Consider the following 21224-nt stretch of genomic DNA (forward strand, 5'->3'; position numbering starts at 1 on the left):
ACACAAGCAGATACGATATAAATGAATTGATAAATGCAACCAGATTTCCCATAGATCCGTCTCCATTCGCTAAATTTTTCTGTTATGCCCTATTGTAGCATTGAAAAGCTGTCTGCGTCAACCATGTACCCCGGGATCTGTCAGAACCGCTTTCGTGTCCGCAGCCGTCGTCGCCAAATGATCGCACCGCTCGTTTTCCGGGTGCCCGGCATGTCCTTTTACCCAGGTAAAATGCAGCTCATGGGGCTGTGCCGCCGCCAGAAGCCGCTTCCAGAGATCGACGTTTTTAACCGGGCCGGAAGCGCCCTTCCAGTTCTTTTTCAGCCAGCCGTCAATCCATTTTTTGTTAAACGCATCCGTCACATATTTCGAATCGGAAACAATTTCCACCCGGCACGGCTTTGTCAGCGCTTCCAGACCGGCGATCACCGCCATCAGCTCCATCCGGTTGTTGGTCGTGCGGATATAACCCGCAGAAAATTCCCGTTCATGCAGATTGCCTTGGCTGTCCACAAACTGCAAAACTGCGCCATAGCCCCCCGGTCCGTCCGGGTTTCCTCTTGCCGCGCCATCTGTATATAGTGTTACATTCTGCATTGTTTTTCATTCCTTTTTGTTTTTTTGCATAGCATGAGCAGCACGAACATGCGTTTTTGCGCTGCACGTTCACGCTTTCCAGACACCGGTTTTTAAAAATTCCGCCGCCTGATCATCCGCTTTTTTAATAATTTCTTCGCTGTAACCCATCATTTCCAACAATCGGATCGCATTTCTCGAAGTCGCACGCCCGGGCATCAGCAGATACGGGAAAGAAATATCCCCGTCTGCAATCTGCTCTTCAAAATGATAATTGTCATATTCTGCCTCCAGAAGTCCTGTCAGCTCCACATCGTGCGTTGCCGCAAAGCAGCACACGCCGGGCTTATGCAGGCTCTTTAAAATCTGTGTGGAGGCCGCAATCCGTTCCACTGTGTTCGTACCACGAAGCACCTCGTCCACAAAGCACAGCACCGGTGCACCCGGACTTTGCGCCGCATCTAAAATTCGTTTCAAGGAACGGATTTCTACAATATAATAGCTTTCTCCACTGCCAAGGTCGTCGCGCAGTGCCATCGAGGTCATCACGCGCCAGTAGCTGCTCTGACAATGATCCGCACAGCAGGTGTGAATCGTCTGCGCCAGAATCATGTTCAGGGCGACTGCCTTTAAAAAAGTGGATTTCCCTGATGCGTTGGAGCCGGTCAGGAGAACGCCGTTTGTCGTTTTGATATCGTTTTTGACCGGGTCGGCGAGCAGCGGGTGGTACAACTGCTCCAGCTGCAGGGACACAGCTTCAAAATGCTGCCCGGAGGATTCCGCAGCGCCATGTGCTGCACCGTCCGCCACCGTTTCTGCTGCCGTCAGCTTTGGCACGCACCAGGCGGGCAGAGAATGCCGAAATCCCGCCGCTGCAATCAACGCATCCAGCTCCCCCACAATCGTCACAAGTCGGTCAATATTTTCCGTCTGCTTCCGCACCGCATGCAGCATGATGTTGAATCCGATGATGTCCAGATGCAGCATCATATTGATATAATCCGCCACAATACCCATCGGATCGCCGCTCGACGTACGCATCCCAAGTGACGCACTTCTGTTCAGCTTTCCAAACTGTGGCAACAGCTTTCGAACCTTGCTGAGTCTTCCCTCCAGCTGCTGTGCATGAATTTCGGAAAGCTCCTCCGCCCCGCGGATCAGCCGGAAAATATAGTGAAAGCTGGTCAGATACGGCTCGATCTGCTTCTTTTCTTTCAGATAGGTTGTGATATTAAAACACATCACCGCACTCACACCACACAATCCAAGCGGCGGACTGACAAAAGCTGCTGCGATCGCAAGAAAAAACAGCAGATCAACCAACAAATGCTTGCCGTTTTTACGCTCTCCCAGCACATCCAGAAAGTCCATATAGTCATACAGGGAATATTTCCCGGTTCTTCCGATTTTGAAAAAAATCTCCTGCATCCGGACTCTCATTTCCTCGTCCTGTTCCAGAAATTCCAACAGTTTCTCCCGCTCCTGCAGCTCTTTTCCCTCAAATGACGGACTGCGCAGCATCGCATAGAGATATTCCTGTCCCGCCGAACTGCAGGTGCTGTTCATCCGCAGGAAAATTTCATCCAGGTTCAGGTCGTTCCAGGTGATATCATCGATCTGGAAATCCTTTGGATGCTTTTCAAAATATCGGACAATTCCATTTAACTCTCCGTCTGCATATTCTGTCCTGCCGGCTTTTCCAAAGGATTTTCGCAGCTGTTCCCGGTTCCATTTCTGCGCTCTGTGCTGATCCCAGAGTCCTTTTAAAAACATAACAGCAGCTCCCGCCAAGAGCGCCGCGAATAAAATTGCATATTCCAATGAAGTCTGTTCCTCTTTTCTCCTGTCGTTGAGATTCTATTCCGGTTCGGAGATTAAAATGCTCAGCGCACAATCTATTGTATACAATCCGCCAGATTTCCCGAACCAAAGCCCTCCGGCAGCAGTTTTCGAAGCGTGCGGATTTCGTAATCACTCTCGCTTTCTGCAACAACGATAAAAAACGAATCCGGATCACAAAACTCTGCCATCACCTGTCTGCATACGCCGCAGGGCCAGGCTGCCTGTGTGAGCTTTCCGATCTTTCTTCCGCCGTTTTCATCTATTTCCGCCGGACTTCCTGCGATTGCAATCGCCAAAAACTGTCGTTCTCCCGCCGCGACTGCTGTAAAAAACGCAGTGCGCTCCGCGCAGTTGGTCGGCGTATAGGCTGCATTTTCAATATTGCAGCCGGTGTAGAGCTTTCCCGATTGTGTCCAAAGCGCCGCCCCGACATGATAATGGGAGTACGGCGCATAGGAACGCTTTCTGGCTTCCAGCGCAGCTGCGATCAGACGCCTGCAGAGTACGTCGTCAATCTGTGTTTGTTCCATACTTCCCCTCATTTCTGCGCACGCTTTTTGCGCATGCCGAGTTTGTGTCAAGTGCGCGCAGACACAAATCTCGTGATTGAAAAATGATATTTTTCAATCTTTCCCTCACTCCCGGTAAAAAGCCTGAATGCTCTCCGTCACCAGCTTTTGAAACTTCGGTGCAGCGCTGTCTGCTGCTGCCTGCACTTCTTCATGGCTGAGCGGCTGTTTTGTCATGCCCGCTGCCAGGTTGCTGATACACGAAATTCCGCAGATACGCATTCCCATATGGTTTGCTGCGACCGCTTCCACCGCAGTCGACATACCGACTGCATCTGCGCCGAGCCTGCGCAGCAGTTCCACCTCTGCAGGTGTTTCATAGGAAGGTCCCGTTAACTGCGCATACACGCCCTCCTGCAAAGCGATCTTCTGCTCTGCCGCTGTTTTTTTCAGAATTTCCTGCAACTTCCGGTCGTATACCTGCGTCATGTCCGGAAACCGTACTCCCAATTCGTCAAAATTCTGCCCGATCAGCGGATTGGGTGCAAACAGAGAAATGTGATCCGTCAGCAGCATCAGATCCCCTGCAGAAAACGACGGATTGATCCCGCCAGAGGCATTTGTCAGAAACAAAAGCTCCGCTCCCATCCGCTTCATCAGCCGGATCGGCAGCACCACATCCGAGATCGGATAGCCCTCATAAAAATGAACTCTTCCCTTCATGCACACCACCGGAACTGATCCGATCCATCCAAAAATAAATTTTCCTGCATGTCCGGGCACAGTTGAGACCGGAAAACCGTCGATTTCATGGTAATCCAGCTCTGCCTCCACCCGGATTTTCTCCGCGTAATCGCCAAGCCCCGAACCGAGCACCAGCGCAACCCTCGGTGTAAACGGAATCTTTTCTTGAATGCTTTCGTAACAGCTGATAAGCTTTTCATATACGTTCTGCATGATGTCCTCTTTTCCGGCATTTTTTGCTGCGATCGTAAAACTGCCTGATACCGCTTCCTCGCTATGGACAGCGAAAGCGTCCTGATTTTCTATTGCCATCAGATATGCGTCAGAATCAGCTCGCAGTCTCCCTCCGCCCGGATTTTTTCTCCGGAACAGGGAACAAAGAAGCTGTCGCCCACAGAAAACTGCATTTTTTCATCCTGCTTGTACAGGGTTCCGCTTCCTTTGACACATACAAGACTGCTGAAGGAGTCTGAATAGGCAGGCAGCTCTGCCGTACCGTGAATCTGATAGCTTGCGCATTCAAAATATTTGCATCTGCTCAGGATCCGGCAGGTATAAGTATCCTTCACAACCGTCTCATCCTGGAACTGCGGCAGCTCGTATCGATGATAATCCATGACTTCCAGCGCCTTTTCCACATGCAGCTGGCGGCGGTTACCGTAACGGTCGGTACGGTTATAGTCGTACAGACGATAGGTACAGTTGGAACTTTGCTGAATTTCACAGACGACAACGCCCTTGCCGATGGCATGCACCGTACCTGCCGGAATATAGTAGGCTTTCCCGTTCTCGACCGGAATCCAGTTTAGCAGCGACAAAATCGAGCCGTCCGTAAGCGCCTCCTGCACCTGTTCCCGTGTCATATCCTGCTTGAAGCCGCAGTAAATCCCGGCGCCTTCTTCGTGCTCTAAGACATACCACATTTCGTTTTTACCGTACTCATTTTCACGGGAAAGGGCATAATCATCGTCAGGGTGCACTTGGATAGAAAGGTTTTCTTTCGCGTCAATCAGCTTGACCAGAATCGGAAAATGCTCAATCGACTGGCATTTCCAGCCACAGTTTTCCCGCCCGATTTTCGACAGATAATCTGCAAACAGACGGCCTTTGTACCGTCCGGACGCTACAATGCTCTGTCCTGCTTCATGTGCCGACAGCTCCCAGCTTTCTGCAATACTGTCATAGTCACAATGCTTGCCATAGTGTTCCTTCAGCTTGGTACCGCCCCACAGATAGTCTTTAAATGCAGGCTGCAATTTTACAAACGGTTCTGTCCTGTAACCCAGCTCCGCTTCATTCAGATCCCGGCTCTCCACGGAGATCAGGTCACGTTCCATAACCTCTTCACCGGTAGAAATTTCCATAAAGACAAGGGGTACGTCACCGATATTAGAAATCTGATGGACGGTATTTTCCGGAATTTCCATGCTGTCGTTGCTGCCGTATTCTTTTTCCACTCCAGCCAGCATGATTCGTGCACGCCCGCTGACGATGATCCAGTGCTCCGTCCGTCTCGCATGCTTGTGAGCATAAATCGTACGCCCCTGTGTCAGCACAACCTTCCGCACAACGTACTGACGCGCCGCCGACAGAATCTCATAAGTGCCCCAAGGCTTATAGATCACCTGTCCCATGTCAAAGTAGCTTTGCAGTGCGGGATTTTCCCGCCGCAGATCCTTTAACGATTCGGACGCACCTTTTTTGCCGACATAAACCGCATCATCTGTATTGACGATCGTGATATCTTCCAACTGATTCGCCACAACAATGCTGCGGCTGCCACGGTTGATGATCAGCGTATTGTCGCAGTTATACTGCGCCTGCCTGGAATCCTTTTCAGAAATCAGTCCTTCTTCTCCGAGATCCTCCAGACTTCCAATATCCTGCCAGACAAATCCGGCCTTTACAACCATGCAGCGTGTCGTCTCTTCAAATACTGTTTCTTCAATCGCCTGCGCCGGAATCTGCTCCAGGACCTCTCTTCGGTAAAAGATATGTTTGCCTTTTTCGATCAGCTTATCCTCAAACGCACGCTCACACGCTCCAAGGATCTCCGGGGAATGCAGCCTGACTTCCTGCAAGAAGTCCCCATTTCTAAATAAAAACAGACCGCTGTTAATCAGATATCTGGAATCCTGCAGGTATTTCTGCGCCTGCGCTCCATCCGGCTTCTCCACGAATTTCTCCACATGGTTTCCATTGCAGCAGATATAACCATACCGGGTATCCGCCGTCCGGACCGGCATTCCGAAGGTAACAAGACTGCCTTCTCTCGCCAGCACACCCGCTTCGTTGATCGCATCCTTGTAAGCTTCCCCCTGGATCAGATGATCGGAGGGTACAATAAAAATAAGCTCTGAAAGTGGAAATTCCAGACATGCCAGCAAAATTGCTGCTGTCGTCTTACGCGCTTCTTCCTCCAGAACCAATCTCCAGGTCAGTCCCTGAAATACTTTGAGCTGATTTTCTACAATAAACTGGTACTCCCGGTTTGTCACCACTACAAACTCATCACAGTATGCCATATTTCTGGCAATCGTATCCTGAAAAATCGAATGACTGCCATCCAACGAGATAAACTGCTTCGGATAATTTTTCCGGGAAAGCGGCCAGAGTCTGTCACCTCTTCCGCCTGCCAGTACAATACATTTCATAATTGTCCACCTTTCGTGCTTTCTTCCTTATACTATAATCGAAATAGTGGTTAAAAACAAGGGTATCAAAACGTAGGTTTTTTATACTGCCGCTTTTATGTCCCTATCGGGGCAGGGCAAAAAACAGAGGAAGTACCAGTATGAGGCCCAATCTGCATCGTTTCATATTCTCACCCCCAGGGAGCACCAGAGCAACAATCAGGCCGCCTACACATTTGCTTTTTCCAAGCAGTTGTCTGCAGCTGTCCGAAATGACCTTACAGATGCCCAAATCACCTTCGACCAGCTCCGCAATACTCCCGATGCACTGGAATCCCTGCAGAGCAGGCTTTTTGAGGTTGTCCACACCAATATGCTGCTTGCTCCCTGCAGCGGTGCATTTTACTTTTTAAACACCACCGTCAACGATAGCCTGCCGGATAAAAGCTATAGCGGACTGTATCTGAAGTATGCAAATATTTATGCGGAAAACACGATCCATAATGAAGTTTGCCTTTTTCGCGGTTTTTCCACGATCGCCCGGGAAAAGGACATTAACCTCCATAGTACATGGCAGCTGGAGACACTAGCGGGCTCTTTTCCGGAAATTGACAAATTAATGTCTGACAAAAAGGAAGCTTCATCCGACTCCTACTTTCTTACCCCTGTTTATAAGCTGCCCGACACCTGGGAAAGCGTCCGTTTTTTCTGCGTACCTATCCTGGATGCTTATGGGACCACGATTGGTGTATGCGGCTATGAGATCAGCAGTTTATATTTCTCCCTTTCCCTCAAAACACTGGGCAGCGGACAGGCGCATATTTTTGGTGCTCTGCTGACAGAAGAAGGCGATCATTATACCGGTCAGATTGCCGGAAATCAATCCGGTTATTTTCCTCCCGCTGATCCTACTTTTTTCCTTGAAAACGAGGCAGATCTGACCACCTTCCGTAGCAAAGATACGGAATTTATCGGCAAAATTCAGGAGATAACCATCGGAGCCACGGACCATATGGTTGCCGTCATGCTTCCCGCCGCAGAATATCATGCGCTTGTGCAGACAGTACGGCTCAAAATTGCCGCATTCCTGTTTATCGCTTCTTTTTTCATTTTGATCTCCGTTCTTTGGACCAGCAAAAAATATGTCGCACCCATATTAAAAGGCTTAGAGCAGATTAAAGCAAACACCGATCTGGCACAGGAAGAGTCTCCTGTTCTGGAAATCGAGGATCTCTTTGCCTTCCTCGCAAAACAGGATCAGGACCACGCGGCAGCTTTATCCGCTTTAAATCAGGAGCGGCTGGAGGCTCAAAGCAAACAGCAACAGCTGCAAGGCAAGCTGGAACAGGTCAGCAACGATCTGGGATCCGCACAGAAGGGAATTGCCCGACTTGCTTATTCCAGACAGCAAGAGATCGATCCCGATGATTTTCAATATTTTTTGAAGGGAATTCATCAGCTCACCCCAACAGAGCGAAAGGTCTTTGATCTGTATCTGGATGGTAAAAATGCAAAGGAAATTCTCACGATCCTAAGCATTACAGAAAACACATTGAAATTTCACAATAAGAATATTTACAACAAGCTGGGGGTTTCCTCCCGAAAACAGCTCCTTCGATATGCCACCCTGATGAAACATCAGAAATGAAAAAGCCAGCCCGAAAGGCGAATCCTTCTCGCTCTTTTGGGCTGGCTTTTCACATTTTCCTATATATTCCTATTTTTTCAGTACAAACTCTGCTTTGTTCTCTGTCGTGCTATCGCTTCCGATGAAGACTTCGAAGACGCCATTCTCACTTTCTACACGCTCGTTCTCAGTCAGGAAACGGAGTTCTTTTTCATTGATCGTAAATTCGACTTTCTGCTCTTCTCCGGGCTGGAGGGTTACTTTGCGGAAATCTTTCAGCTCTTTGACCGGTCGTACCACGGATGCAGCCACGTCGTGGATGTAAAGCTGTACGGTTTCAGTTCCTGCCGTATCACCAGTATTTTTCACGGTCACAGAGGCTTTGATTTCATTCTCCATTCCAAGTTCCGTCTTGTCCAGCGTTACGTCCGAAATTTCAAAGCTCGTATAGCCAAGACCATATCCAAACGGGAACAGCGGTGCATTCGGGATATCGAGGTATTTGGAGCGGAAGCGGTCTTTATCCTTGCCCGGTACATGCGGTCTTCCGGTAGAATACTCGTTGTAGTGAACCGGCACCTGGCCTACGGAATACGGGAAGCTCATGGTCAGCTTACCGCTTGGAGCGTATGCACCGAAAACGACGTCTGCGATTGCATTGGCACCTTCGGTACCCGGCATCCATACTTCAAGAACGGCTTTTGCTTTCGATACGACATCGCGCAGGTCGAGCGGACGGCCGTTGAAGAGAACAACGACAACGTTTTCATTGACTTTAGAAACCCGCTCAAGCAGTCTCTGCTGGATTTCCTGGATACGGATATTCGCGTTGCTGGTTGCCTCGCCGGACTGCAGACGGTCCTCACCGATCGCAAGAACGACAACGTCGGCCTCCTTTGCTGCGTTTACAGCCTCAAGAAGCATTGTCTCCTCTTCCTCCGGTGTATGGAACTGCTCCATCGCTTCACCAAAGCCCTCCAGACGGATGTCAGAACCAAGCATCGGGGAACCTGCATGGAAGCTCATGTTTGTCGTATCTGCCTGCGCTTTTACGGCCTCTTCCAGATTTGTCACATCCTTTGCATCTCCGATAAAGGACCAGGAGCCCATCAGGTTTCTGCTGTGGACATACGGTCCGACCCAGGCAATTTTTTTCTCCTTGCAAAGCGGCAGAATTTTTTCTTCGTTTTTCAGCAGTACAAAGGATTTTCTTGCGGCTTCTCTTGCCAGATCGCGGTGCTCTTTGCAGAGAATTACCTCTTTTTCTTTCGTCTCGTCTGCGTCTTTATACGCATTTTCAAACAGTCCCAGTTTGTTTTTCAGTTCCAGAATACGCATGCAGGACTCATCGATCAGATCCTCGGAAATCTTACCCTCTCTTACAAGACGGCACAGGTTTTCGCAGTAAATGCCGGTCATCATATCAATGTCAACGCCTGCCTCGGCTGAGCGGACAGCTGCCTCCTCGCGGTCTGCGCAGTAGCCGTGGTAAATAATCTCCTCGATCGCTGCCCAGTCGGAAATCAGAACGCCGTCAAATCCCATCTCGTCACGCAGGATGCCGCGCATCAATTTCTTGTTTCCGGTTGCCGGAACACCGTTTACCGTGTTGAAGGACGTCATTACCATCGCTGCGCCTGCATCGATGCCGGCTTTATAGGACGGCAGATAAAAGTCACGGAAGGTATGCTCGGAAAGCTCTACAGTATTGTAGTCTCTTCCTGCTGTCGGTGCGCCATAGCCTGCGAAATGCTTCACACAGGAAGCAATTTTGTACGGCTCCTTCAGATCGTCTCCCTGGAATCCGCGCACCATTCCGGCACAGAACAAGCCGTTCAGATACGGATCCTCACCGGTAGACTCCATGACACGTCCCCATCTTGCATCGCGGACCAGGTCGGTCATCGGTGCGAAGGTTACGTGAAGGCCGGAAACAGCTGCCTCTTTTGCAGCAACTGCCGCACACTTTTCGGACAGCTCCGGTTCAAACGTTGCGCCCTGTCCCAGCGGAATCGGGAAAATGGTCTTGAAGCCGTTGATGACATCCAGCATGAACAGCATCGGGATATGATGCGGGTGCTGCTCCACGAAATCCTTCTGGATTTTCTTTAAGGTTTCTGCGCCCATGGTACCCAGAACAGAACCGGAAAGCGCTACATTTTCCGGTGTAAAGCCTTTATCTGCCATCGGTCCCATCGCCGTGATGTCCATATCTTTATTGAAAAAGGCACCCACCACCTGGCTCATCTGGTTTACTTTTTCTTCCAGCGTCATGTCGGCTAGAAGCTCTTTTAATTTCTGCTCAGTCATTTTTTCCTCCTCTGATATATTGCTGCATTTGTGTGGAGTGCTCTCTGGGTTTTCTCAGAGAGTCTATGGAGTGGGAGATGCTGCCAGGGGACACGTTCCATTTCCCGCTTAATTATTTGTATATCCATAGTCATGGCTCCTATTATTGATAGATTCTTTAATATGCCAACCTGAGAATCGTATTTAATACGCTCTTTGCAGTCACCTGAAGTTCCGCTCTCGTAATCGGATATCCAGCTTCCTTATAAAGCTACTTTTCCAACTGAAATTTTACCACATCTGATCCGAAAAAATATCCCCTAGTCTGACCTTTTTCTTTCACTATTCTGACCTGTTTACTGCTGTTTTGTTATCGTTCTCCAAAGCTTCTTCTGTATTCCAGCGGTGCGTATCCCGTATTATCCTTAAACATCTTCGTAAAGTACGAGAAATTACTGTACCCCACATACAACGACACCGTATTAATCGGCAGTGAACTCTGTGTCAAAAGCTTTTTCGCCTCCTCCACCCGCTTTTGAATAATATAATTGCTGATCGAAATACCCTTTTCTTTTTTAAAAATCCGGGACAGATAATCGGTATTCAAAAAGACAAGCTCCCCAAGCTTCTCCCGGTGAATTTCCTCCCGGTAATGTGCATCAATATAGGCGCATACCTGGCTCGTAACTGAATCTGATTTGTTGATGTACTGTCTGTACTGCACTGCTTTCCGAACCAGTACCCCGGTATATTCCATCATCTCTTCTCTTCCGTAAAGAGAATTCCGATGCAGATTTTCCATATCCGCATCGGCAAACAGCGCGTACGCCTTGATCTCCCGTTCCAAAAGCCATGCATACACCACCTGGGTCAGATCGGTACGAAGCGCTACCAGAAATTCTCTGGTAATCATTCCTTCTCGTTCCGTCCGGTCAAGGTATTTCTGCAGCCGATCCAGCAGCTCCTCCGGTTTTTCCTCCGAAAGCAGAGCTTTCCACAAATCCAGCTCCTTATTTTCGTAGCTGGTCTGCGGAGCCCGAAATTCGTTCAGAAACAGCACCTCGTTCCGCACGGAAAGGCTTCCCTCCCACATTTTTTGAAGATTCCGGCTCTGCTTTTGCATCCCCAGTACAGATTCCCACTGTCCGACACCGCACCACAGCTCCGGATAGATTTTTTCATTCATCCACGCAACAAATTGCCGCAGAATTTCACAGTCCCGCCCGCCGTCCTGCGGAAATGCTTTTTCCCTTGACTGTGTAACAATCCAGTAGATGCCCAGTTCCTGGTAAAAAACAGTATCTACCGCAATATCCGTTTCCTCATACAGTTCCGACAGCACATTTTCGATCACAAATTCCATGGTCGCCGTATCCCAAATTTCCCGCTTATTGCTCTTTATTTCCGGCATCAGACAAATCGGCCGGAAATAGTGTCCCGGTCCGTATGGAAGCTGGCGCTGTGCTGCCGTTTCGCAGAATTTTTCCTCGGAGAAACCGTTTTTCAACACATTTTTCCAGATATCCTGCTGCAGAATTTTTCTGTTCTGATTCCACTTGATGCTTTCCTGCCTGAGATCCTGTATTTTCTTTTCTTTCGCAACAGATTCCGCCGCACGCTGTACGGCCTCCTTCAGCTTTTCAAAATCAATGGGCTTTAGCAGATAATCGACACTGTTCAGCTGTATCGCTCTTCTGGCATAGTCAAACTCCGCATAGCTTGTCAGGAATATGACCTGGACCTTCAGCTCCTCTTTCCTGACCCACTCCACAAAGTCGAATCCCGTTCCGCCCGGCATCACGATATCACTGATTACAATATCAATATCCACCATTTCCATGATGTTCTTCGCCTGCTGTACGGAAAACGCAGTGCACACCTCGCTCACCCCGGTCTCTGTAAGATCAAGATTTCTTTTTATACTTTCAATCACGTACTCTTCATCATCCACGAGCAATAGTTTCATGTTCATCTCCCCCTGTCTTGTATGGAATATGGATATCTACAATCGCTCCGCCGAGCGGGCTATTATCGAAATGAATCTCTCCCGTATCACCATAATAATAACGGAATCGTTTCAGACAGTTTTCAATCCCGATATGCTTTCCATGCTCGGAAATATCTTCCCCTGCTTTCAGCCTTTGCAACGTCTCCTCAGGGAAGCCATTTCCGGTGTCCGAAATATAAATGTTGACATACTTTTCTTCGCTGCGGTCCTCCGGGTAAACCGTTACGGAAATCAGCGGAACCGTCTCCAGCGTCAGGGCATGTTTTGCCGCATTCTCTACAAACACCTGAATCAGAAACGGGAAGATTACCGCGTCTTTCACTTCTTCATGGATTTCAAAATAATAGGTGAATTTTTCTGAATAGCGCAGCAGCAGAATTTTGAGGTAATTTTCGCAGTGGTTCATCTCCGCCGTCACCGGCACCATCTCGCATGTATTGCGGAAAATATAGGCGAGATAATCGGACGTAATACGGCTCATCGATTTTGCATGGTCGTACTGACCGAAGTCAATCATGCTGTAAATAAAGTTCAGACAGTTCATGTAAAAATGCGGACGGATCTGGATTTTCAGGTAATCCATCTCGATTTTCTGTTTTTCCAGCTCCTGCTCATACAGCGTGATCTTCAGACGTCGGATCTGGTGAATCATGTTTCGGAATTTATCGTCAATCTGCTCCAGCTCTACCAGATTTCCTTCCGACATCTGATAGAGGAAATCCCCATTGTCATATTTTTGAAGATTTTCCGTAAACATAGCGACCGGCTTCAGGATTCTTGTTTTCAGATGGAACAGCAACACGAAACCGGCAATCACCATCAGAAATGCAACGCCTAAAAGGGCAAACACACTTCCCGTCATCAGATTTAGGACTCCCGTCCAGGAGATTTTAATCCGGATTTCAAACGGTGACTGTGAAAGCTCCTGCCGGAAGGTATAATTGCCGGTATCAAGCTTCGAACTGTCCCTTACAATTCCTTTTTCCGTCACTGTTACGATATTTTTTCCGTTCTGGTCAACGAGACTGACATAGCCGCTCTTCCCAAGAGACAGCTTAGAGAACGGTTCCAAAATCGTCTTCAAATTGACGTAGCAGCCGAGTCCGACCCCCTGACTCTGTGCTACCTTGAGCATATAAACCTCATCGCCCTGTTGCATCACGGCCCATTTTTTCTTGACTGCATATGTCTGCTGGGACAGACTATTGATCCGGCACTTCAGCGCTTCCTGCAGATACGGATCAATGGCATAAAAACCGTCGGAGGAAATGCTTAGCTGGTATAAGCTCTTATCCTTCTTCGTATAGAGAAAAACATTGTAATCCGTTCCAAAATCCCACGCTGCAGATACATATTTCTTTCGCAGCTGTGTGATGACATATTCCTCATACTGATCCTTCTCCATCAGATCCATATATTTCCAGAAATCAGAATCCGGGTTGGAGCTGTCCATTACGGTCGAAAACAGATTTCGGCTGATTCGAAGAAAACGGTTATCCAGCTCATCCGTATACAGCTTTGAAATCTCTTCCAACTGCTCATATACCTGCCGCTGCGTCCGGTTCAAAATAATCATGCTCCCAGCCAGAAAAAACAGCATCATACTCAGCATGCAGATCAAAAGATAACGCCCCTGCTGCGCCAGTGTTGTTTTTTTCCTCTGTTTTGAAATACGCATGAAGTTTCCTCCTTTTTTCTGTTTCGGTACGCTCGGAATCCTTCCATGTTTGATTTTACGAACTGATCTTTTTTACTGACTATTATAATACAGCAGAAAAACAGTACACCTCATGTTTTCATGAGTCTGTACCGTTTTTCTGCTGTATGTCGAAAACACGAACGTGTTTCTCTTTTTTCATTTCCGCATGTGAATCATCCTTTTACCGCACCAAGTGTGATACCTTCTGCGAAGTATTTCTGAAGGAATGGATATATGATAAACAGCGGCAGCATGGCGATAAATGCGATTGCCATACGGATGGAGGTTGTCGGCAGCTTTGCCACCTCCGCGCCGATATTTCCGGTTACTTTTCCGCTTGACAGATACTGAATATTGGTGATCATCTGGTTCAGCAGGTTCTGGATACTGTAAAGCTTCTGACCGTCATTTCCTGATAAATAATATAAACCATTTGTCCAGTCATTCCAATAGCCAAGTGCGGAAAACAGTCCCATTGTTACCAGAATCGGTTTTCCAAGCGGAAGGGTAATGCTGGTAAAAATTTTCATGTGTCCGGCACCATCGATCTTGGCTGCCTCGAACAGCGCGTCTGGGATACTGGTGTTAAAGTAGCTTCGGATCATCAGCACGTTGTTTGCGCTTAACAGGAGACCCGGAATAATCAATGCCCCGAGCGTATTTTTGATATGGAAATAATTTACATACATCAAATAGGTCGGCACCAGTCCGCCGTTGAACAGCATCGTGAAGAATACGAAAAAGGTAATTGCTCTGCGGTATGGCAGTCCTTTAACCGAGAGCGGATACGCCAAAAGAGAAGACATGGCAAGGTTTGCAGCGGTACCGACGATGGTTACAAAAATGGTGATTCCGTATGCTCTCAGGATTTTCTCGCCCTGACGAATGATATAGGAGTACGCATAGAAGCTGAATTTCTCCGGGAAGAACGAATATCCGTTGCGGATCAGTGTGTTTTCATCGGTCAGTGAGGAAATAAATACGAGTACAAACGGCAGTACAATGGATAAGGTAATCAGAATGAGTACTACATTAATCCAGAACTGGAAACGTTTTGCTTTTTTTGAATTTATCATACTTCCATCCTCCTAGAATAATGCCTGGTCTTTGTCTACTTTGCGGACAATCCAGTTGCTCAACATCACGACACAGAAGCCTACCAGAGACTGGTATACACCGGCTGCTGATGACATACTGATATTTCCCTGTTCAATCAGGGCACGGTATACGTAGGTATCGATAACATTTGTGGTCGGGACCAGAACACCGGAATTCATCGGTACCTGATAGAACAGACCGAAATCGGAATAGAAAATTCTTCCGATGCTGAGGAGCAGCAGCGTAATGATAGTCGGAACCAGGCTCGGCAGTGTGATTTTTGTGATCTCCTGCCATTTGCTTGCGCCGTCCAGCCTTGCAGCCTCATAGAAGGAAGGATCAATACCGATCAGGGATGCGATATATATCAGGCATCCGTATCCTACGCCCTTCCAGCAGTTCGCGATAATCAGGATCGCCGGCCAGTATTTCGGTTTCTGGTACCACTGAATCGGATCCATGTGGAACAACGGAAGGATGGAGTTGTTGACAAGACCATTTTCCGCACTCAGAAGCGCATATACGATGTAGCTTAAGATAACCATGGACATCAGAAACGGAAGAAGAATCGCGCTCTGATATAGCTTTTTGAGCTTTGTGTTTTTTACCTCCGTAATCAGAATCGCAATAGCAATTCCGATTACCATGTTTACAAGAATAAATGCAACGTTATACAACAGCGTATTTCTTGTAATAACCCATGCATCCCTGGAAGCAAACAGGAACTTGAAGTTTTTAAGTCCTGCCCACGGGCTTGCCCAGATACCTTTTGCAAAGTTCAGCTTTTTAAACGCAATCACCATACCGGCCATTGGAATATAGTTGTTAATCAGCAGATACAGAAGTGCCGGAAACATCATCAGATAAAGCGGCCAGTATTCCTTCAGCGCGTTTTTCTTTTTTTCTTTTTTAACCTCTGCTTTTTTCATAAAGCGTGTCTCCTTTTATGAGGGCTGTTTTTTCAGGTTCTTTCACAGAGAAAGCTCCACATCTTTTGGGGTAAGAGTGGAGCCTTCGGTTACTGTATCACACCGGATTTTCTTCCGCTCCGGTCGTGTTCTTTTTACAAATTATGGTGCCTATTTCTCTGCAAGAAATGCATCCAGCTGCTCCTGCTTTGCAGCAATGACATCATCGATTCCCGCATCATCCAGCGCCTCAAGGAACTGCGGAAGCAGTTCGTCCGGATCTCCGGAGCCGCTGTAAAGTGCGCCGCTGTACTGGCTGATTACGTTGTTCAGAGCTGCTACCTGATCCACATATTCACTGTTGTCAAAGACAAATCCCAGTGCTTTCGACTTAATACCGGAAGCGTTGAATTCTTCCATTTTTTCCCAGAGCTGCGGGTCAGATCCATCCCATTTGTATGCGATAAACTGGTTCGGAAGCTCCCATCCGCAGTTGTAGCTGTAGCCTACGTTGTCTGCTGTTACGCCGTCCGGGTAGTTGATGATTCCGTTTTCTTCATCTTCTACTACGTAGTCGATTCCCTCTTCGCCCCAGTTCAGAAGGTTCATGACTTCCGGGCTGCCATAGATGTAATCGAGAACCTGAATTGCTTTTTCCGGATTCTCGGAGTTCTGTGCTATAGAATAAATAACTGAGCCGTAAGCGGATGAGTTGATGATCTGCTCATCATAGAACGGTACAATTTCAAACTCATATCCTGTAGAGCTCTGGAACTCAACCGGGGTACCCGGATGATAAGCGTAGAACAGGGAGAACACGTTTCCTGCTTTGAATACGGTTCTCCAGCTTTCTGTGTTTGTTCCGGCATCCTTGCTGATATAGCCTTTCTGATACCAGTCATACAGCATGCTTGCGGTATCTTTGAACCAGTCTGTTGCAAAGTAGTTTTCTACGGTTGTGCTGTTGGTCTGATCCATCAGAACGCCAGTGTTGGTATCGCCGAGTCCATCACCGCGGAACAGACGTCCCAGAGGCGTATCACCGCCGTTGCAGGAGAACAGCATAGTCATATCAGGCTCGCCTGCTTGTACGATCTCAAATACTTTCTCCATATCCTTCGGCTCTTTGATTTCATCGGTATTGATGTTATATTTCTCTACCAGGTCTTTTCTCATGAAAATAGCCGGAATGCTGCCTCGCTCGATCTGACCTGGAACGCCATAGACAAATCCGCCAACCTGATTGGTTTTTGCAATATCCTCGCCATAGATATCTTTCAGGTTTGTGCCGTATTTGTCAATCAGTTCAGACATATCCATGATCTGTCCGGAGTGCATGTACTGTACAGCTGTTGTTGCACTTGTGTACAGAAGATCAATTTTCTCATCGCCGGAAAGCATCAGCTGTAACTGCTGAGATGCGCTTGCCCACGGAAGAACAACGATATCGAGCTTTGCGTTCAGCTCCGGCTCCAGAATCTCGTTGATTTTTTCTTCGATTCTCTCTTCATCCGGCTGTGTAGTTCCCTGCAGTACCATAGTTACGGTGTACGGCTCGCCTTCTTCCTCTGTCTTTGCTGTACTTCCGGAAGCTGCGGAGGAACCGGAATCAGAATCGGATCCTGTGCTTCCGCATGCTGCCATGGAAAATACCATAGTTGCTGCAAGAATGCCTGCTAACACTTTTTTCTTCATACTTTTTCTCCTTTTCACGTATCGTGTTGCGTGACCTTTGATGGTTGAATTATAGCAGGATTTTGACTTGCAACTCTATAACTGATTTGACATCGGAATATCACTCTTCTGACCTTTGTGTCCCATAAAACGAAAAAATGGCCTCTCCTCCACCTGTTTTGTGAAGGAAAAGCCATATTCTGTCGGCATTCACTGTTGGACGATTCTTATGCCTTCATCCTTCTTGACCAGCTCTTTATAGCGAATGGCATACATAGAATACCAATCAAGACAGGAATTGTAATAAGTAGATATGGTGACCAGATAAGCTTCCCAAAAATACGAAAAGTATTCGTTCTGAAAATATCTGTTGAACTTCCTACCAATGGTATTAAATCCAATGCTTTTTGCATTTCATAAGGAAGATATTCTGCAATCATCATTGGTCCATATACAACAGCCAGACTAAGCAGTAAGGTAAGTACATTATTTTTTACAGCCGCTGATATAAACATAACAATTCCGGCAAAACCTATTGCTCCAAGCAGTACAAAAGCATATTCATAAATTTCTGCCTGCAGCATATTCATAGGTGCAACAGCAATCAGCTTGATATTCTGAATCGGCATATCCCATCCGGCAGTTCCCATAAAAAACAACTGCGATATAATACTTGAAACAGCAAGTAATGCAAATAACTCCACTGTAAACGCGAAACCAGTAAGAATTTTGGCAAGAGCGATTTTCCCCCAACCATTTCGAGTCGTCAATACTAGTGTGCTTGTATTATCATGCCATTCGCCCGCAAATAAAGAGGATAAAACAATTCCGAGAAACAAAGCCATCACAACTCCCAGATCCGCAACCATACTACCAAGAAGCGTTGACCATCCTTCTACCCATTCATAATGAAATGGTTTTTCTACCTTTCGCTCCATCTGATGCAAAAACTCTTTTTCAGCTCCTACCTGACCACTGATCTCCAAAAACTCATCAAGCACCTGCTGTCTTCTTTCATAGAAGCCTGTTAACTTATCCGGATCAACATAGCTTATCATCGTTTTATAATTACTGGTATCTCGAAGCTCCGGATACAATGTTCCGAGCCAACTATTCACTATCTGCCAGTCTGTCTTTTCCAGTTCTTCCTCCATACCGTCAGCTTCCATTTGCTGATAATCACTTACTATTTGCTGCAAGGTTTCATCCGTCAATTCTCCACCAAATGAAAGTGCATATTCCTGACTATCCTTTATTACTGTATATCCATCAAAATTATTGCCAAAAGCACTTGTATAGTCATCTGAACTGCCAAAACCAAACCATTGAAACGAAAGTATGCTTCCAAAAATTACACAATAAACAAAACACAACAACACACATATTTTAACAATTTTCTTTCGCCATAACTTTTTATGCTCTAACCAAAATAGTTCCATTCTATTTTCCTCCTTCCTCTGTGGGAAAATAAAATAAATAAAGATCTTCCAATGTAGCTTCACAAGGCACCGCTCGCTCACTAGGCATATTGTCTGAAATAATACGCAATATAATTTCTTTTCCTTCGTGCCGTAAATTAGCAACCGTTGTTTTTGTCTGCCATTGTCTAGCTTCTTGTGGAGAAACAGAAAGCTCCCAAACCTTACCATTTGCCTTGTGAATCAACTCAGGAACCGTACCCTGCAATACAAGTTTTCCCTTTTTCATCAATAGCACTTCATCTGCTATTGCTTCTATATCCGATACAATATGTGTGGAAAGAATTACAATTTTATCGCCTGCATACTCTGAGAGCAGATTACGAAAACGGACACGCTCTTTCGGATCAAGTCCTGCAGTCGGCTCATCCAAAATCAAAATTTTCGGATTATTAAGTAACGCCTGTGCAATTCCTACTCTTTGTTTCATACCACCGGAAAAAGTTTTTACTTTTTTGTTTGCCACATGGCTTAAATCAACTACTTCCAACAATTCAGTCACACGTTTTTTTGCAACATTCTTCGGTATTCCTTTCAGTGCTGCAATGTACATTAAGAACTCCACCGCAGTATAATTTGGATAATATCCAAAATCCTGTGGTAAATAACCCAACACATTCCGGTAATCTGCCCCCATCGAAGTTACTTCTTTTCCATCCAGCAGTACCTCCCCTGAGGTTGACTCCAAAACAGCACATAGCATACGCATCAATGTTGTTTTACCAGCACCGTTAGCCCCCAAAAGACCATATACTCCCGGCTTTAAGGTTGCACTAACACAATCTACCGCTATTTTCCTGCCATACTGTTTTGTTAAACGATCAAGCGACAATTCCATACATTTTTCCTTCCTTTCTCATCTTTGCAATATAATGAATTTCATTTATAAAGAACATAGCAAAAATCAAAAATGTAACAATCCACACCCCCACTGCTGATGTTTCATATAACCATGGCAATATTCTTGCTGACATCCCCCAACAAATGCAGGAACCCAGCATTACAATCGCACATATCTGTAAACTCTGTTTCTTTTGCAAACGGATCAAACGCAGCAACGCAACCATACACACTAAGTATGGAACCAGGCAGTATAGGACCATCTGTCCAATCTCTTTATAGGAATTTTGCAAATAAACTTCCATACACAAAAGAATTGTTATACACACCAAATTAGCTGCCCCAGCCAAAACCAGCTTTGCTAACGTGATTTGGGCACCAGAAGCTCTTGTTACCGCTTCCATCTCGCTCATTCCATAATACTGGCTTTTAAAAATTGCTGGCATGATAGCTAATACAAACAGCGGCATAAAAATTGGTATATTCTTTGGCACGTCTGCTATGCTGGCAATTGTTAAACAAACTATAAATAACGTTACTGCCTGCAAACCAAATATTGGAATACCTTCAAAGCGAAATACGTCTGAAAGATAGGGAAAGAAACCTGTCCTCGGTTCTGCCCTAGTCACTTCCTGTTCTCGTACAATTTTAGTGCAAAGCTTAATCGTTTCCTCTAATCTTTTAGGCTGTACTTCCTCTCCTAAAGATTGCTGTAAATAGCCCTTCAAATTTTTATCTTTCATTTTCCTGCTCCTTTCTCATAATTTTTAAAGCATTACGAACCCTGCTTTGTGCTGTTCGCATATTGCATCCCATCACTTTTGCAATCTCTCCAAAACTAAGTTGTTCTCCAAAGCGTAGAATGACTGCTTCCCTTTGTTCTGATGATAAAAATTTCAAAAAATAGCTTATCTCTGCCCTATCCTCTAGCCGAACTATGTCGTTATACTCATGCACTGTATTTTCTTCATCTTCTAATGGAGAAAACTCAACCTTCCTACTTTCATCAATACATAAATGATTTGCAATTGTGTATAGATAAGCCTTAAATTTCTTTTTCCCTTTATATCCGGATAAATTCTTAAACAACTTCAAAAATGTTTCCTGAGTCAGGTCTTCTGCTTTTTCCAGATTAGAGCAATGCCACCTACAGTAACGTAAAATAGATGTATAATAGCGTTTTATCAATTCTTCTGCTGCATTTTCATTTCCAAGTAAAATCTGTTCCACTAATTTGTCATCACTCAACACGCATCCGACTCCTTTCCATTGAATATCTGTATATATATAATAACGGGT

Annotated in this window: 16 protein-coding genes; 1 reads left to right on the forward strand and 15 read right to left on the reverse strand. The window is 46.3% G+C overall.

Annotated elements, in window-relative coordinates; genetic code table 11:
* Positions 1-117: 117 nt before the first annotated feature.
* From rnhA to OCV62_RS05990, 5 genes are all read right to left on the reverse strand, one after another.
* The gene (rnhA, locus tag OCV62_RS05970; protein WP_262585592.1) at positions 118-597 is read right to left on the reverse strand and encodes a ribonuclease HI; all 480 of its coding nucleotides are present in this window, start codon (positions 595-597) and stop codon (positions 118-120) included.
* A 69-nt stretch (positions 598-666) separates the two neighbouring features.
* Positions 667-2349, reverse strand: a complete 1683-nt coding sequence (locus tag OCV62_RS05975; protein WP_262585593.1) for a MutS-related protein — start codon at positions 2347-2349, stop codon at positions 667-669.
* 122 nt (positions 2350-2471) lie between these two features.
* Positions 2472-2999 carry a cytidine deaminase gene (gene cdd / locus OCV62_RS05980; RefSeq protein ID WP_262585594.1) on the reverse strand — a complete coding sequence of 176 codons (528 nt, stop codon included), beginning with the start codon at positions 2997-2999 and terminating at the stop codon, positions 2472-2474.
* 54 nt (positions 3000-3053) lie between these two features.
* Positions 3054-3884 (reverse strand): purine-nucleoside phosphorylase, encoded by an 831-nt coding sequence (locus OCV62_RS05985; protein ID WP_262585703.1) that lies wholly within the window; start codon positions 3882-3884, stop codon positions 3054-3056.
* Positions 3885-3982: 98 nt separating this feature from the next.
* Positions 3983-6325, reverse strand: coding sequence for a type I phosphomannose isomerase catalytic subunit (locus OCV62_RS05990; protein WP_262585595.1), 2343 nt, complete (start codon positions 6323-6325; stop codon positions 3983-3985).
* Between the two features lie 97 nt (positions 6326-6422).
* On the opposite strand from OCV62_RS05990, the gene OCV62_RS05995 reads away from it, so the two are divergent.
* Positions 6423-7952: a helix-turn-helix transcriptional regulator gene (locus tag OCV62_RS05995; RefSeq protein WP_262585596.1), complete on the forward strand. Its 1530-nt coding sequence runs from the start codon at positions 6423-6425 to the stop codon at positions 7950-7952.
* Between the two features lie 69 nt (positions 7953-8021).
* Here the strand turns inward: OCV62_RS05995 and bglX are convergent, their stop codons facing one another.
* From bglX to OCV62_RS06045, 10 genes are all read right to left on the reverse strand, one after another.
* Positions 8022-10259, reverse strand: coding sequence for a beta-glucosidase BglX (gene bglX / locus OCV62_RS06000; RefSeq protein ID WP_262585704.1), 2238 nt, complete (start codon positions 10257-10259; stop codon positions 8022-8024).
* A gap of 331 nt (positions 10260-10590) precedes the next feature.
* The gene (locus OCV62_RS06005; RefSeq protein WP_262585597.1) at positions 10591-12186 is read right to left on the reverse strand and encodes a response regulator transcription factor; all 1596 of its coding nucleotides are present in this window, start codon (positions 12184-12186) and stop codon (positions 10591-10593) included.
* Positions 12164-13906, reverse strand: coding sequence for a cache domain-containing sensor histidine kinase (locus tag OCV62_RS06010; protein ID WP_262585598.1), 1743 nt, complete (start codon positions 13904-13906; stop codon positions 12164-12166). The genes OCV62_RS06005 and OCV62_RS06010 overlap by 23 nt, the downstream gene beginning before the upstream one ends.
* 194 nt (positions 13907-14100) lie before the next feature.
* Positions 14101-15003 carry a carbohydrate ABC transporter permease gene (locus tag OCV62_RS06015; protein WP_021915752.1) on the reverse strand — a complete coding sequence of 301 codons (903 nt, stop codon included), beginning with the start codon at positions 15001-15003 and terminating at the stop codon, positions 14101-14103.
* 12 nt (positions 15004-15015) lie between these two features.
* Positions 15016-15954 carry an ABC transporter permease gene (locus tag OCV62_RS06020; protein WP_021915753.1) on the reverse strand — a complete coding sequence of 313 codons (939 nt, stop codon included), beginning with the start codon at positions 15952-15954 and terminating at the stop codon, positions 15016-15018.
* Between the two features lie 150 nt (positions 15955-16104).
* A complete protein-coding gene (locus tag OCV62_RS06025; protein ID WP_021915754.1) occupies positions 16105-17628 on the reverse strand; it encodes an ABC transporter substrate-binding protein in 1524 nt (507 codons plus the stop codon).
* Positions 17629-17834: 206 nt separating this feature from the next.
* Entirely contained in the window at positions 17835-19046 is a 1212-nt protein-coding gene (locus OCV62_RS06030; RefSeq protein ID WP_262585599.1) for an ABC transporter permease subunit, read from the reverse strand.
* 1 nt (position 19047) lies between these two features.
* Complete coding sequence (locus OCV62_RS06035; RefSeq protein ID WP_262585600.1) at positions 19048-19923, reverse strand: ABC transporter ATP-binding protein; 876 nt, start codon at positions 19921-19923, stop codon at positions 19048-19050.
* Positions 19907-20668, reverse strand: coding sequence for a hypothetical protein (locus OCV62_RS06040; RefSeq protein WP_262585601.1), 762 nt, complete (start codon positions 20666-20668; stop codon positions 19907-19909). The genes OCV62_RS06035 and OCV62_RS06040 overlap by 17 nt, the downstream gene beginning before the upstream one ends.
* Complete coding sequence (locus OCV62_RS06045; RefSeq protein WP_117959570.1) at positions 20658-21176, reverse strand: RNA polymerase sigma factor; 519 nt, start codon at positions 21174-21176, stop codon at positions 20658-20660. The genes OCV62_RS06040 and OCV62_RS06045 overlap by 11 nt, the downstream gene beginning before the upstream one ends.
* Between the last annotated feature and the right edge of the window lie 48 nt (positions 21177-21224).

The sequence above is a fragment of the Gallintestinimicrobium propionicum genome, from assembly GCF_025567525.1.
GTDB classification, from domain to species: Bacteria; Bacillota; Clostridia; order Lachnospirales; family Lachnospiraceae; genus Gallintestinimicrobium; species Gallintestinimicrobium propionicum.

Bases quoted from the DNA above. Each gene is read 5' to 3' on its own strand.
- OCV62_RS05990 (WP_262585595.1), bottom strand. From the start codon at position 6,325: ATGAAATGTATTGTACTGGCAGGCGGAAGAGGTGACAGACTCTGGCCG.
- OCV62_RS06025 (WP_021915754.1), bottom strand. From the start codon at position 17,628: ATGAAGAAAAAAGTGTTAGCAGGCATTCTTGCAGCAACTATGGTATTT.
- OCV62_RS06040 (WP_262585601.1), bottom strand. From the start codon at position 20,668: ATGAAAGATAAAAATTTGAAGGGCTATTTACAGCAATCTTTAGGAGAG.
- OCV62_RS05985 (WP_262585703.1), bottom strand. From the start codon at position 3,884: ATGCAGAACGTATATGAAAAGCTTATCAGCTGTTACGAAAGCATTCAA.
- OCV62_RS06015 (WP_021915752.1), bottom strand. From the start codon at position 15,003: ATGATAAATTCAAAAAAAGCAAAACGTTTCCAGTTCTGGATTAATGTA.
- OCV62_RS05975 (WP_262585593.1), bottom strand. From the start codon at position 2,349: ATGTTTTTAAAAGGACTCTGGGATCAGCACAGAGCGCAGAAATGGAAC.
- OCV62_RS06030 (WP_262585599.1), bottom strand. From the start codon at position 19,046: ATGGAACTATTTTGGTTAGAGCATAAAAAGTTATGGCGAAAGAAAATT.
- OCV62_RS06020 (WP_021915753.1), bottom strand. From the start codon at position 15,954: ATGAAAAAAGCAGAGGTTAAAAAAGAAAAAAAGAAAAACGCGCTGAAG.
- OCV62_RS06005 (WP_262585597.1), bottom strand. From the start codon at position 12,186: ATGAAACTATTGCTCGTGGATGATGAAGAGTACGTGATTGAAAGTATA.
- OCV62_RS06035 (WP_262585600.1), bottom strand. From the start codon at position 19,923: ATGGAATTGTCGCTTGATCGTTTAACAAAACAGTATGGCAGGAAAATA.
- rnhA (WP_262585592.1), bottom strand. From the start codon at position 597: ATGCAGAATGTAACACTATATACAGATGGCGCGGCAAGAGGAAACCCG.
- OCV62_RS06010 (WP_262585598.1), bottom strand. From the start codon at position 13,906: ATGCGTATTTCAAAACAGAGGAAAAAAACAACACTGGCGCAGCAGGGG.
- OCV62_RS05995 (WP_262585596.1), top strand. From the start codon at position 6,423: ATGTCCCTATCGGGGCAGGGCAAAAAACAGAGGAAGTACCAGTATGAG.